The sequence below is a fragment of the Paenibacillus sp. GCM10023250 genome, assembly GCF_042653205.1.
GTDB lineage: Bacteria > Bacillota > Bacilli > Paenibacillales > Paenibacillaceae > Paenibacillus_Z.
In genome coordinates this window covers 99,393-112,855 of the sequence record NZ_JBHSHY010000007.1, presented here as the reverse complement: position 1 = coordinate 112,855, position 13,463 = coordinate 99,393, and the positions used below count along the sequence as shown (strand labels likewise).

14 protein-coding genes are annotated in these 13,463 nt (G+C 63.9%); 7 read left to right on the top strand and 7 right to left on the bottom strand.

Annotated features, from left to right (window positions below):
• Nucleotides 1-129: 129 nt before the first annotated feature.
• The gene (gene tdh / locus ACFPB1_RS08865; protein WP_379224154.1) at nt 130-1,239 is read left to right on the top strand and encodes an L-threonine 3-dehydrogenase; all 1,110 of its coding nucleotides are present in this window, start codon (nt 130-132) and stop codon (nt 1,237-1,239) included.
• The gene (locus ACFPB1_RS08860) at nt 1,211-2,380 is read left to right on the top strand and encodes a glycine C-acetyltransferase (RefSeq protein ID WP_379224152.1); all 1,170 of its coding nucleotides are present in this window, start codon (nt 1,211-1,213) and stop codon (nt 2,378-2,380) included. The genes tdh and ACFPB1_RS08860 overlap by 29 nt, the downstream gene beginning before the upstream one ends.
• Nucleotides 2,381-2,472: 92 nt before the next feature.
• Here the strand turns inward: ACFPB1_RS08860 and fabV are convergent, their stop codons facing one another.
• From fabV to ACFPB1_RS08825, 7 genes are all read right to left on the bottom strand, one after another.
• Entirely contained in the window at nt 2,473-3,663 is a 1,191-nt protein-coding gene (gene fabV, locus ACFPB1_RS08855; RefSeq protein WP_379224150.1) for an enoyl-ACP reductase FabV, read from the bottom strand.
• Between the two features lie 192 nt (nt 3,664-3,855).
• Nucleotides 3,856-4,464: a flavin reductase family protein gene (locus tag ACFPB1_RS08850; RefSeq protein ID WP_379224147.1), complete on the bottom strand. Its 609-nt coding sequence runs from the start codon at nt 4,462-4,464 to the stop codon at nt 3,856-3,858.
• A gap of 22 nt (nt 4,465-4,486) precedes the next feature.
• On the bottom strand, nt 4,487-5,098 hold the full coding sequence (locus ACFPB1_RS08845) for an alpha/beta hydrolase (protein WP_379224145.1): 612 nt from the start codon (nt 5,096-5,098) through the stop codon (nt 4,487-4,489).
• On the bottom strand, nt 5,095-6,045 hold the full coding sequence (locus tag ACFPB1_RS08840; protein ID WP_379224143.1) for a ring-cleaving dioxygenase: 951 nt from the start codon (nt 6,043-6,045) through the stop codon (nt 5,095-5,097). Before ACFPB1_RS08840 ends, ACFPB1_RS08845 begins: the two co-directional genes overlap by 4 nt.
• A 95-nt stretch (nt 6,046-6,140) precedes the next feature.
• A complete protein-coding gene (locus tag ACFPB1_RS08835) occupies nt 6,141-6,527 on the bottom strand; it encodes a DoxX family protein (RefSeq protein ID WP_379224141.1) in 387 nt (128 codons plus the stop codon).
• 361 nt (nt 6,528-6,888) lie between these two features.
• The gene (locus ACFPB1_RS08830; protein ID WP_379224139.1) at nt 6,889-7,881 is read right to left on the bottom strand and encodes a phytanoyl-CoA dioxygenase family protein; all 993 of its coding nucleotides are present in this window, start codon (nt 7,879-7,881) and stop codon (nt 6,889-6,891) included.
• 94 nt (nt 7,882-7,975) lie between these two features.
• Entirely contained in the window at nt 7,976-8,875 is a 900-nt protein-coding gene (locus ACFPB1_RS08825) for an AraC family transcriptional regulator (protein ID WP_379224137.1), read from the bottom strand.
• 197 nt (nt 8,876-9,072) lie between these two features.
• On the opposite strand from ACFPB1_RS08825, the gene ACFPB1_RS08820 reads away from it, so the two are divergent.
• The 5 genes from ACFPB1_RS08820 (at nt 9,073) to ACFPB1_RS08800 (ending at nt 13,453) form a co-directional block, all read left to right on the top strand.
• Nucleotides 9,073-9,831 (top strand): IclR family transcriptional regulator, encoded by a 759-nt coding sequence (locus ACFPB1_RS08820; RefSeq protein WP_379224135.1) that lies wholly within the window; start codon nt 9,073-9,075, stop codon nt 9,829-9,831.
• A gap of 16 nt (nt 9,832-9,847) precedes the next feature.
• Nucleotides 9,848-10,621, top strand: coding sequence for an SDR family NAD(P)-dependent oxidoreductase (locus tag ACFPB1_RS08815; protein ID WP_379224132.1), 774 nt, complete (start codon nt 9,848-9,850; stop codon nt 10,619-10,621).
• Between the two features lie 85 nt (nt 10,622-10,706).
• Nucleotides 10,707-11,615 carry a fumarylacetoacetate hydrolase family protein gene (locus ACFPB1_RS08810; protein ID WP_379224130.1) on the top strand — a complete coding sequence of 303 codons (909 nt, stop codon included), beginning with the start codon at nt 10,707-10,709 and terminating at the stop codon, nt 11,613-11,615.
• Nucleotides 11,616-11,708: 93 nt separating this feature from the next.
• Nucleotides 11,709-12,557 carry an amidohydrolase family protein gene (locus tag ACFPB1_RS08805; RefSeq protein ID WP_379224128.1) on the top strand — a complete coding sequence of 283 codons (849 nt, stop codon included), beginning with the start codon at nt 11,709-11,711 and terminating at the stop codon, nt 12,555-12,557.
• 269 nt (nt 12,558-12,826) lie between these two features.
• Nucleotides 12,827-13,453 carry a PadR family transcriptional regulator gene (locus tag ACFPB1_RS08800; protein ID WP_379224126.1) on the top strand — a complete coding sequence of 209 codons (627 nt, stop codon included), beginning with the start codon at nt 12,827-12,829 and terminating at the stop codon, nt 13,451-13,453.
• Nucleotides 13,454-13,463 lie beyond the last annotated feature (10 nt).

The window sequence follows — 13,463 nt, the reverse complement described above, 5'->3', positions numbered from 1 at the left end:
AACGAAAAACGCGGCGGCGGACAGCCCGTTAGAAAAAAATGGTGTACATTATCGCATACGTATGTATAATATAGCATATACAAGATAGCGCACAAATGGATTATATCTTATACGCGGGTGGGATGGAGCTTGGCGGCGACGATGATGGGATTAGTGAAGGAAACGCGGGCGGCGGGCGCGGTCCTGCGGGAGGTGCCCGTTCCGGTCTGCGGTCCGGACGAGGTGCTCGTTCGGGTGATGGCGTCCTCGATTTGCGGGACGGACGTGCATATTTACAAATGGGACGCCTGGGCGGAAAGCGCCGTCGTGACGCCGAACGTGTTCGGCCACGAATTCGCCGGCATCGTCGAGCAGGTCGGCCGCGATGTGAAGGACGTCCGCGTCGGCGACCACGTGTCGGCGGAAGGGCATATCGTCTGCGGACGCTGCAAGGCGTGCCGGACCGGCAACGCGCATGTCTGCCCGAACACGGTCAGCTTCGGTATCTCGGCTCCCGGCTGCTTCGCGGATTACGCGCTGGTCAAGGCGTCCAACGTCATTCACAATCCCGCGGACATGCCGTTCGAGCTCGCCTGTCTGCAGGATCCGCTCGGCAACGCGGTGCAGACGGTGCTGTCCGGCGATATCGTCGGCAAGTCCGTCGCGATCGTCGGGATGGGGCCGATCGGGCTGATGGCCGTTGCCGTCGCGAAGGCGTGCGGGGCCGGATCCGTCATTGCGATCGACGTCAATCCATACCGGCTCGAGCTGGCGAAGCGGATGGGCGCGGAAGTCATCGTCAACAACCGGGACGCGTCGATGGTTGAGGCGATTATGGCCCATACCGGCGGCGAAGGCGCCGAGGTCGTGCTCGAAATGTCCGGCCATCCCGATGCGATCCGCGCGGGCTTCGAAGCGGCGGCGCCGGCGGCGCGCGTGTCGCTGCTCGGCATACCGTCGCGCGAGGTGTCGCTTGATTTGTCCCGCCATCTGATCTTCAAAGGGCTGCGCGTCGAAGGGATCACCGGGCGCCGCATGTACCAGACCTGGTACCAGCTCAAGGGGCTGCTCGAACGGAAGCGCATCGACTTAAGCCCGCTCATCACCCATCGTTTCGCGCTGCGGGATTACGAGGAAGCGTTCGGGCTGATGATGGCGGGGCAATGCGGCAAAATCGTGTTTTCGCAGGATGCGGCTGCATCCGAGCTGACGAATAAGGAGCGTGCCGATCGTGGCGAAGTGGGAAACGGCGTTAGGTGAAGAATTGCGGCAGTTGAAGCGGGAAGGGCGCTATCGCCCGCTGAACGTATGGACCGGGGGATCGGGCACGCGCATGGAGCTGAACGGGCGCTCGCTCCTTCAGATGTCGTCGAACAATTATCTCGGCTTGACGGATCATCCGGCGCTGATCCGGGCGGCCGTCGAAGCGACGGAGCGGTACGGCGCCGGCAGCGGCTCGGTGCGGACGATTACCGGCACGCTCGACATCCACGACCGGCTCGAGCGCGAGCTGGCGCGGTTCAAGGGGACGGAGGCGGCGCTCGTCTTCCAGTCCGGCTTCACGACGAACCAGGGCGTCCTGTCCTCGATTCTGGGACCGGACGACGTCGTGATCAGCGACGAGCTGAACCATGCCAGCATCATCGACGGCATCCGGCTGACGAAGGCGCACCGCAAGATATACGCCCATAAGGACATGGCGCAGCTGGAAGCGGCGCTTCAGGAAAGCGCGGGCCACGCCAAACGGGTCGTCGTGACGGACGGTGTGTTCAGCATGGACGGGGACATCGCGCCGCTGCCGGCCATCGTGGAGCTGGCGGAACGGTACGACGCGTTCGTGTACGTGGACGACGCCCATGCGAGCGGGGTGCTGGGCAAGAACGGCAAAGGCACGACGGACCATTTCGGCCTGCACGGCCGCGTCCATATCCAAGTCGGGACGCTGTCCAAGGCAGTCGGCGTCGTCGGCGGTTACGTGGCCTGCGATCAGCTGCTGAAGGATTACCTGATCCACAAGGCGCGTCCGTTTCTGTTCAGCACGTCGCAGACGCCGGCCGTCGCGGCTTCGTGCCTGGCGGCGATCGAGGTGCTCGAGCAGAGCGGGGAGCTGATCGCGAAGCTGTGGGAGAACGCGGCGTATTTCCGTTCGCGGGTGCAGGCGCTCGGCTTCGATACCGGCGCGAGCGAGACGCCGATCGTGCCGGTCATCGTGGGCAGCCCGGCCGAGACGATGCGCTTCTCCGATCTGCTGCTGGCGGAAGGCGTGTTCGCGCAGGGCATCGTCTATCCGACCGTCGCGATGGACAAAGGCCGCGTGCGGTTCATCGTGACCGCCCGCCACACGCGCGAGGAGCTGGACTACACGGTGGAGGCGCTGCGCAAGTGCCGCGACGCCATCTAAGCTGAACGGCGCCCGGCTTGAACGGATAATCGCATCGATATACGAGAAGGCCGGGTTCCTCGATGGGAACCCGGCCTTCTGCTGTCTGTGGATTAGTAGACGTTCGGCACGTCTACGATCGGATCGACATCCGCTTCGTAGTCGACGCCTTCGGTTTCGAAGCCGAACAGCTGGAAGAACTCCTTGCGGTAGCCTTCCAGGTCAGTCAGCTGCGCGATGCTGTCGGTGGTAACTTCGTCCCACAGCCGCGCGACCTCGTCCTGCACGTCCGCGCGCATCTCCCAATCGTCGATGCGGATGCGGCCTTCCTCGTCGACCGGCACTTCGCCGCCGGCATAGAGGCGCTCCGCGAATAGGCGGTACGTCTGTTCGATGCAGCCCTCGTGGATGCCTTTCTCCTTCATCACCTTATAGAGCGCGGAGATGTAGAGCGGCACGACGGGAATCGCGGAGCTGGACTGCGTGACCAGCGCTTTGCTGACCGTGACGAACGCACGGCCGCCGGTTGCGCCGAGCTGCCCGTGCAGGCGCTTCGCCGTCGCCTCGAGGTGGTCCTTCGCCTGGCCGATCGTGCCTTCGCGGTAGATCGGCTGCGTGATGCACGAGCCGATATACGAGTAGGCGAACGTCGTCGCGTTGTCGGCGAGGACGCCGCCCGCGCGCAGCGCGTCGATCCATAGCTGCCAGTCGTCGCCGCCCATGACGGCGACCGTCTCCTTCACTTCCTGCTCTGTGCCGGGCTCGAGCGTGACCATGCTCACTTCGCCGGTGTGGAAGTTGACCGTCTTGTTCGTGTACGTGCCGCCGAGCGGCTTCAGGACGGAGTTGTACGTCTCGCCCGTCTCGGGATCCGTCCGGCGCGCCGACGCGACGCTGTAGACGACGAGATCGACTTGGCCGAGCTCGCGGCGGATCGTCTCGACGGCCTTGGCTTTCGTCTCGGCCGAGAAGGCGTCGCCCGTCACGCTGAACGATTTCAGGCCGGCCGCCTGGGCCGCGCGTTCGAACGCGGCGGAGTTGTACCAGCCCGCGGAGGCGGTACGGCTTGGTTTGCCTTCGCTCGGCCGGTACACGCCGACCGTGTTCGCGTTCGCGCCGAACGCGGCCATAATGCGGGCGGCGAGCCCGTAGCCGGCGGACGCGCCGATGACGAGCACGTTGCGCGGGCCTTGGACGGCCGGGCGCGCCTGTATGTAGTCGATTTGTTCCTGCACCTGTGCGGCGCAGCCGATCGGATGCGCGGTCGTGCAGATGAAGCCGCGCGTTCTTGGTTTAATGATCATAGCGATTCATTCCATTCCTCTCATTGGGGGAATCGGGGTCTAGCCCCATTCGTTTCAATGTTACGATAGTACCCCGAATGAACGCAAGCCGCAACCGGAACGCGCAAAAAGCCCGCGATCTCGCGGGCTTGCGGATGTACCGGCGTACGATGCGCGTTCGCCGGTACCGGCGGCTAGCGGAACCGCCAGGCGTTACGGCCGTTCCAGCTGAAAGACGCCGCCGAGCGTGGCGTAGCTCGTGCCGGCCAGCCGGCTGACGGGCTTCAGCGCGGCGGGGTCGATATGGCCGCCCTCGTACACGTCATCGCGGAAGTGGTAGCGGACGATCCGGCCGATCAAGAGATCGCAGGCCGGCGACAGCTCCGTGCCGCCGAGCGGAACGATGCGCTCGAGGCGGCATTCCAGCCGCACGGCGGCCTCCGCGATCCCGGGGACGCGGACCGCTTCGCTCGGTACCGCCGTCAAGCCGGCGGCGGCGAGCTCGCTCTCCTCGGGACCGAGCGTCGCGGCGGTCCGGTTCATCGCCTCGACGTTCCGCTCGTCCGGGATGTGAACGACGAACTCGCCGAGCGCCGCCGCGTTGCGGGACGTGTCCTTCCTCTCGCCGCCGCGGCGGCCGACGGAGATCGAGACAAGCGGCGGATTCGCCGTCACGATGTTGAAGTAGCTGAACGGCGCGGCGTTGACGGTGCCGGACGGGGTCAGCGTCGTCACCCAGGCGATCGGCCGGGGGATGATGCTCCCGATCATTAACTTGTAATTGTCGTGTTCGCTCAGCGCGTCCGGATCGATGGTTATCATAGGTCGAAGCCTCCCGCCAGGATTAGGATGGAAACGCCGCCTCGAACCACGCGGCGGCCTGCCGCACTTCGGTTCCCGACAGCCGGTGCCCGTTGTTCTCCCAATGCACCGTCACGCCGGCACCGGCGCTCTTCAGCAGCCCCGTCAGTTCCTCCGTCTCGGAGGCGGAGCAGATCGGATCGTTCGTGCCGGCGCCGATGAAGACCGGCACGCCCGTCAGATCCGGGAGCGCCATGCCGCGCAGCGGCACCATCGGATGATGGAGCACCGCGCCCTTCAGGGCGTCGGCGTAGTGAAAGAGCAGGCTGCCCGCGATGTTGGCGCCGTTGGAGTAGCCGACCGCGACGACCGCGTCGCGGCGGAAGCCGTAGCGCTCGGCCGCTTCGTTCAGGAAATCGGCGAGCTCCTTCGTGCGGAAGCGCAGGTCTTCCTCGTCGAACACGCCTTCGGCGAGCCGGCGGAAGAAACGGGGCATGCCGTTCTCCGAGACGTTCCCCCGCACGCTCAGTACGGACGAGGAAGGGGAGAGCTGCTCCGCGAGCGGGAGCAGGTCATGCTCCGTGCCGCCCGTCCCGTGCAGCAGCAGCAGCACGGGCGCGTTCGGATCGGTGCCGGGTTGAAAGAGATGCCTCATCGTCCGTTCGCCTCCACTTCGCGCACTTGGATCGGGAACAGATTTTGCTCGATGAGACCGCGTTTCGGCTCGTACCACGAAGGCAGCATAAGCTTCTCGCCGAGCGATTCATACGGCTCGTCGCGCTCGAAGCCCGGCGCGTCGGTCGCGATTTCGAACAGGATGCCGCCGGCTTCGCGGTAATAGATCGCGTTGAAGTATTGGCGGTCGATGATGTCCGTCGCGTGGAAGCCGTTCGCGATGACGTGGTCGCGCCACTTCGCGTGGTCTTCGTAGCTTGCCGCGCGCCAAGCGATATGATGCACGGTGCCGGCGCCGGGATCGCCCCAAGGCATCGGCTCGGCGTTGATGTCGATGACGTTGCCGATATCGCCCCCTGCCCGGTAGCGGACGAGGCCGTTCTCTTCGGCGACCTGCGTGAGGCCCATCACGTTCGCGAGCGTATCCCGCGTGTGATCCGGACGGACGCTGTACAGAATCGCGCCGCCGAAGCCTTTGATTGCCTTGTCGGCCGGAATGCCGCCGAACGACCATTTGCTCGGCGCGCCTTCTTCGCGTTCGACGAGCTCAAGCTGCAGGCCGTCGCCGTCCTTGAATTGCAGGTACGTTTCCCCGAAGCGTGATGTCCGCTCGAAGGCGATGCCGAACCGGGTCAGGCGATCCGCCCAGAACGGCAGCGCTCCTGCCGGAACGGCGAAGGTCGTATAGCCGACCTGGCCGCCCCCGACCTTGCCGAGGCGCGCGCCTTCCGAAGGGAAGAACGTCATGACCGTGCCCGGTCCGCCGACTTCGTTGCCGAAATAGAGATGGTACACGTCCGGCGCGTCGAAGTTGATCGTTTTTTTCACGAGACGCAGGCCGAGAAGCCCGGCGTAAAAATCAACGTTGTCCTGCGGGTGGCGTACGAAAGACGTAATATGGTGAATACCGGCGGTTTGTTGATTCATGAGAAATCCCTCCTGAATGGATGTTCCCGGTCGTACCGGGGAATCGTTGAGTATGAACGTGATAGGGCCATTTAGATCATTAGGGGCTAAGGCGCTTAACCGATCGCGTATTCGCCAGCTCCGACGAGAGCGACGCCGATGACGACGACAAGGATGACGAGCGGATATTCATAGCCGTTGGCGGTGGACCATACGCCGTTCTTGCCGTGCACCTTCGCGATGGCGCCGAGCATGGTGAGGGCGATCAGCACTGCGCCGACGGTCGTCAGCAGGCCGGCCCCGAACAAGAGGCCCCCGGCCAGTTCCATCAGGCCGGATACAACCGCCATCGCGACGCCGGGCCGAATGCCGACGGATTCCATCCAGCCGCCCGTGCCTTTCGGTCCATAGCCCCCGAACCAGCCGAACAGCTTCTGCGCCCCGTGCCCGACGAACAGCAGTCCGATGACGACGCGAATCAACAACAATCCCAAATCCATCATGCGTATCATTCTCCTTTAATTATAATTTTAATTTAATAATCTTTAATTTAAGATATTGGAGCTAAAAAAAGGGGATAAGCGAGACAATAAATCAGCAAGCAAGCCGAACTTGACGGGCGCGATTCGTGCCTTGCGCGACCGGGCCGTGTTCTACATGACACCGCACCTCCAATTGGAATTCGATGAACGACATCTTTAAATCGATAATCTTAAATTTAAGATAATAATACCCGGCGTTCGGCCGTTTGTCAACACCGTCCGCAAAAGTTGTTTCCGGGCATGCGAAACGGCCGCCCCTCGGCCTGGAGGGGCGGCCGTTCTGATTCGCTAAAGCCGCGGCGGAAGCGCCCGCGGAGCCGCTTTATTTCTTCTGTACGACCGGCATCATCATGCCGTTGTCCATGCCCATCATGCTGACGCTGCCGTCCGACTCCGCGCCTTCGTACAAATACACTTCCGTCCCGAACGCGGGCTCCGCGTACGGCAGATGCGTGTTGCCGCGGGCCAGAATCTGGCGGTAATTGCCGGAATCGCCTTCATAGCCGTCGTGATCCCACGGCACCCAGGAGCGGGCGTTGCAGTAATGGCAGACGTACGAGCGGCGGAACCGGTCCGCGGTCTTGTTCGGGAATGACCGGTGGAACAGGTGGGAGTGGAAGAACAGCACGTCGCCAGGCTGGAGCGGCACGGAGATCGGCGGCGGGTACTTGGCGACCATGCGGGACAGCGTGTTCACCTCGTCGTCGAGATGGCTGACGTTGCTGACGCCGTTTAAGTCGGCGAAGGCGTCGAGCGCGTGCACGTTGCCGCCGCCGATCTCGGCCGGCGGATAGACCGGCTCGTGGTTGGAGCCCGGCACGACCCAGAGGCAGCCGTTCTCCTCGTCGGCCTGCTCGAGCGCGATCCAGGCGCCGATCAGCGTATCCGGATGCGTCTTGATGTAGCAGGAATCCTGGTGCCAGCCTTGGCCGCCGCGGCCCGGCGGGTTCAGGAACATCATCGACTGCAGGGCGTAGACGTCGGGCCCGATGAGCGCTTCCGTGACGTCGAGGATGCGGGGGTGCAGCATGCCGCGCTCCGCGGCGGGCTCGACGCGGGACAACATATGAATGCGGGTGGCCGCCTTGAATTCTTCCTTTAAGGGATCGCGCTCGCTCGGCTTGTACGACTGATCGGGCTTCTCCGATTTCAGCCGCGTTTGCTCCGCGAGCTCGTACAGCTCGGCGATGTCTTCTTTTGACAGCAGGCCTTTGACGATCAGATAGCCGTTGCGCTGATAGTGCACATAGTCTTCGACGCTGACGAGGCAGCGGTCTTCCCGGGCCCGGGACTTGGGCGTATAGTGGGTTGCCATATGAAATCAAGCCTCCATTGACGTGTCGTGATACTCTTATTTTCGCGGATCGGCGACAGCGGTTTCAATGGATGGAAGACGATAATCGATGTCTTTATTTGATCTCGGGATTGACGAGGATATGCCGGTTGGCGAAGGTGCGTCCCGGGTCCACGGCGATGGCGGCGTAGCGGAAGACCGGCTCCTTGCACCGTTCCATGTATTCGGTGGCGGTGATGCCGCGGATGCGCTTGTATATTTTTGAGAAATGATGCTCGTCCCCGAAGCCGCACTGGAAGGCGATCTGTTTCACCGTGCTCCCGCCCATCAGCATCAGCTCCTCGGCCAGATTGATGCGGCGTTCGAGCAGCATCCGCTTCGGCGAGATGCCGACGGCGGCGACGAACATGCGCGTGAAATGCTCGTGCGACCAGCCGGACTGCCGGGCGATCTGCTCGATCGTGATCGGCTCCGTCAGATGCTCCTCGATGTAGGCGATGCCCCGCGAGATCTGGACGGGGTAGCTCGCGGACGCGAATTCGGGCGTGTTCGCGGCATACGCGGCGAGCTCCTCCAGCGCGGCGGCCACGAGCGCGGAGAGGCGGCGCTTCCAATGATGCGCCTGGTAGCCGGCGGCGACGATGATCTGCTGCATGATGCCGGCGACGAGGCTGACGTGCCGGGCCGGCACGACGTGGAAGCCGGGCTGCAGCATGCCGGCGAACCGCTCGTCGCGGCCGCGCAGCGCGCCGTAGTCGAAGTGGACGAACAAGTGGCGGGTCGTCCGCTCGCGGTCGAACAGATAGCGGTGGCTTTCGCCGGGCCGCGTGAAGACGAAGCACGGATAGCCCAGCTCGTGCGGCGTGCCTTCCCATTCGTAGACGGTGCCCGTCGCCTCGGGAAAATAGACGAGCTCGTAGTCGTGGATGCCGCGAGGGCCGAGCGTGGTTCCTTTGCCGACGATAATGTCCCCGACGACGTGCACGTACGGCCAGCCGTTACGTTCCTCGTTCATGGCGGCTCCTCCTTTTCGCAATGCTGCCTGCGCGGGCGTCTTTGCCGCGCCGCTGCCTGAACCCATTATAGCCCGCGGATTGAAGGCGCTTCAATTTTGTCTTGATAATGCTGCGGGGGCGAGCTATAGTTAAGTCAGCAGGTTTAATATATTGAAGTTGGTTTATTATACAAAACCGACGTAAACGGGGTGACGGCATGCCGGAGGGACGCAAGTATTGGGTTCCCGCGCTGGAGAAAGCCGACAACGTGCTTGCGATGCTTGCGTCAGAGCCGTCCCGGCACAAGCTGATCGATTTGTCCAAGCGGCTCGGCATCAACAAGAGCTCGATGTTTTCGCTGCTGACGACGATGGAAGCGCTGCAGTGGGTGAAGCGGAGCGAGGGCGATACGTACGCGCTCGGCAGCGCGTTCGCCGCATACGGCTCCGCGTACGCGAAGAATTACGATCTGAACCGGTCGTTCCAGGCGGAGGCGGCGGCCGCGCGGGACCGGCTGCAGGAGACGATCCAGCTGGCCAGGCTGGAGGGCAATCAGGTGCTGTACCTGGGCAAGGCGGAAGCGGTCTCGCCGGTCCGGCTGCAGTCCGAGCCTGGCATGCTGCTGCCCGCGCACGCGACGGCGCTCGGCAAGGCGATGCTCGCACAGCTCGGCGAGGGCGAGCTGCTGCGGCTGTTCCCAGAGCCGGCGCTGCCGGCGCTGACGCCGCATACGTTCACGGACCGCGAGGCGCTGTTCCGGCAGCTCCGCGAGATCCGGGAGCGGGGCTGCGCCATCGACGACCAGGAGTCCGTCATGGGCTTCCGGTGCGTCGCCGCCGTCATTCCGGGCGGGGCCGGGCAGGCGCCGGCCGCGGTCAGCTGTTCCATGCTGCTGCATCAGTGGGAGACGAAAGCCGAAGACGCGCGAGCGGAGATCACGGCGCTGGCCCGCCGGCTGTCCGAAGCGCGTTCATAACGAGGAGGAGTAAGCGATGCGGTTGAAAGACAAAGTCATTCTCATAACGGGCTCGGGATCCGGCATCGGCAAGAGCACCGCGCTGCTGTTCGCGAGCGAAGGGGCGAAGGTGGTCGTCAACGATCTGTCCGAGCCGAACGGCACCGAGACGGTGCGCGAAATCGAAGCGGCGGGCGGGGAAGGGGTTTTCATCCGTGCGGACGTCACGAATCCGGCGGAGGTGTCCGCGATGGTCGACGCGATCATCGCCAAGTACGGCGTCATCGACGTCCTGTTCAACAACGCCGGCATCAGCGGCGTCGGCGTCCTGCACGAAATCGAGCCGGAGGCGTGGGACCGCGTCATCAACGTCAATATCCGCGGCGTCTTCCTGCCGAGCAAGTACGTCATTCCGCATATGATGGAACGCCGCAAGGGCTCCATTATCAACATGTCGTCGTGCATCGCGGAGGTGGGTCTCGCCCGCCGCGCGTCCTACGCCGCGACGAAGGGTGCCGTGCTGGCGCTGACGAAGTCGATGCAGGTCGATTACGCGCCGTACCGGATCCGCGTCAACGCGCTGCTGCCGGGCACGATCATGACGCCGTTCGTGGAGAACTACCTGAAGACGTCGTACGACAATCCGGAAGAAGCGGTCGCCGGCCTCAAGAAGCGCCAGCTGAGCGAAGAGCTCGGCCTGCCCGAGGACGTGGCGAAAGCCGCGTTGTTCCTTGCGTCCGACGAATCCACGTTCGTCATGGGCGCTCCGCTGTATGTGGACGGCGGCGTCGCAGCCGGCAAGAACGCCTAATGCGGCCAGCCGGAATCCCGGCTTCGATCGCCCAAGTGCATGATGCCATTATAAGGCTTACATTTATCCGGGAGGGATTATCGACATGAAATTGATCAGCATATCGAAGCAGGGACGCAGCGCGCTGGGCGTCGTCACGGATCGCGGCATTATCGACGTCGAGCTCGCGCTGGCGGCCGAGGGCTCGCGGGCGGGCGCGGATCTTCCGACCGACGTCATGGCGGTCATTAACGGCGGCGCCGGCGCGCTCTCCACGCTCCGCGGCTTCATCGAATCGCTGCCCGCGACGGGCGGCGACGCGTACGTCCGCAGCGAGGAGGAGATCGACTGGGGACCGTGCGTGACGGCGCCGAACAAGATCATCTGCGTCGGCCTCAACTACCGCAAGCACGCGGAGGAGACGAACGCGCCGATACCGCAGTTCCCGATTCTGTTCAATAAGTTCAACAACACGCTTACGGGCCATTTGAAGGACATCGCCGTACCCAAGGTAACGTCCAAGCTCGATTACGAGGCCGAGCTCGTCATCGTCATCGGCAAGGAAGCCAAATACGTCTCGATAGAAGACGCCCTCGGTCACGTCTTCGGCTACTGCGCGGTCAACGACCTGTCGGCCCGCGACCTGCAGATGCGCACGCAGCAATGGCTGCTCGGCAAGTCATGCGACGGCTTCAGCCCGCTCGGCCCGTACCTCGTGACGGCGGACGAAGTCGGCGACCCGAACGATCTGGCGGTCAAAGCCGTCGTGAACGGCGAAGTGCGCCAGAACTCGAACACATCCGACATGATCTTCCGCTGCGACGAGATCGTCAGCTATGTCTCGCAGCACATGACGCTCGTGCCGGGGGACATCATTCTGACCGGCACGCCGGAAGGCGTCGTGCTCGGACTGCCCGAAGCGGAGCAGGTGTACCTGAAGCCGGGCGACGAAGTGACGATCGAGATCGAGAAGCTGGGCAAGCTGACGAATCGCTTCGTAGCCGAGACGGTCTAGCCGAGGCTCGCTTGCCGACGCGCCCGCCCGCCGCTGCCGATGTTGGCCGGCGGCGGGCTTTTTCTTTAATTTGATCAGAACGAGGTGCCGATTATGAGCCGAATTATCGATGCCCATCAACATTATTGGGCACTGGACCGCGGCGATTACGGCTGGCTGACGCCGGAGGCGGGACCGGTGCTGTACCGGAATTACGGGCCGGCGGACCTGGAGCCGGAGCTGGCGCGCGCGGGCGTGAGCCAGACGATCCTCGTGCAGGCGGCGCAGACGCATGCGGAGACCGCCTACATGCTGGAGCTCGCGGAGCGGAGTCCGTCGATCGCGGGCGTCGTGGGCTGGCTGGATTTCCACGATTCGAACTGGCGGGACGTGCTGAGCATCTTTCGGGCGCACCCGAAGTTCGTCGGCATCCGCGTCATGCTGCAGGAGATGAAGGACGCCTCCGAGGCGCTCGAGCCGCACAGCCTGCGGGCGCTGCGGTACCTAGCCGAGATCGGGCTGCCCGTCGATCTGCTGATGCTGGAGCACCAGCTGCCGGAGACGATCGAGCTGCTGAAGCGGGTGCCGGAACTGCATGCCGTCATCGACCATATCGCGAAGCCGCGGATCGGCGCGGGCGTCTTTGAGCCATGGGCAGGCCGGATGCGGGCGATTGCCGAAGACCATCCCGGCGTGTACTGCAAACTGTCGGGCATGCTGACGGAAGCGGACCACGGGGCGTGGCGGCTGGAGCAGTTCACCGCGTACGTGCGGCATGTCGTCGAATGCTTCGGCGCGGAGCGCGTCCTCTTCGGCAGCGACTGGCCGGTGTGCCTGCTGGCCGGAAGCTACGCCGACGTGCGAAGCGTGCTCGCGTCGGCGCTCCCGGACGGCCTGACGGACGAGCAGCTGGCGGCTGTGTACGCCGGTAACGCCGCGGCGTTTTACCGATTGAAGGCGTAACCGGGCGCATGCGCCCGCTACCTGCCGGGGCGCGTTTCGGGGCCGCTGGCGATCCAGATGCGCAGGTGTGCCGGCCGGCCGATCTGTACCGGCACCACATGAAGCTTCCGCCGCGCGGCGGAAGCTTTTTTGCGCGCTACATAATCGGACGGATGAACGCGAACCCTGTTTACGGTTACGTCTCCAGACCGATGACAGGGGTCATTCCATTCCGTATAGTCGAACTTGACTATGCGATGCCGATATCGTTTCGAAGGAGCCCGGATCCGATGGCCAAACGAAGAGTGAACAACATGCTGGCGCTTGCCGTCCTATCGCTGCTTCACGAGAAACCGATGCATCCGTACGAGATCTCCGCGACGATGAGGCGGCGGGGCATCCCCGACGTAATCAAGCTGAACAACGGCTCGTTGTACTCCGTCGTGGAGGGGCTGCTGAAGCAAGGGTGGATCGTGCCGCTCGAGACGCAACGCGAAGGGCGGCATCCGGAACGGACGATCTACTCGCCGACCGGCGAGGGCAGGGCGGGCTTCCGCGACTGGCTTCGCGAGCTCGTGCGCGAGCCGGCGAGGGAGTATCCGCGCTTCCCGGCGGCTTTGGCGTTCGTCGGGCATATCCCGCCGCTCGAGACCTCCGAGCTCGTCGAACGGCGCATCGGCTTCATCCGTCAGCTGGCCGCTGAACGGCGCGCGGGGATTGAGCTCGCCAGGTCGCAGGGGCTTTCGCGCATATTCGTCGTGGAATCTGAATTCGTCGTCCACCAGCTGGAAGCCGAGCTGCAGTGGCTGCTGGCCTTCAAGGACGACATTCGCGGCGGGGTCCTGACCGAACAGCTGGATGGCGAGACGCGGTGGCACATGACGGTGCCTGAAGGCGAAGAGCTGCAGCTGGATTAAAACAAGACAA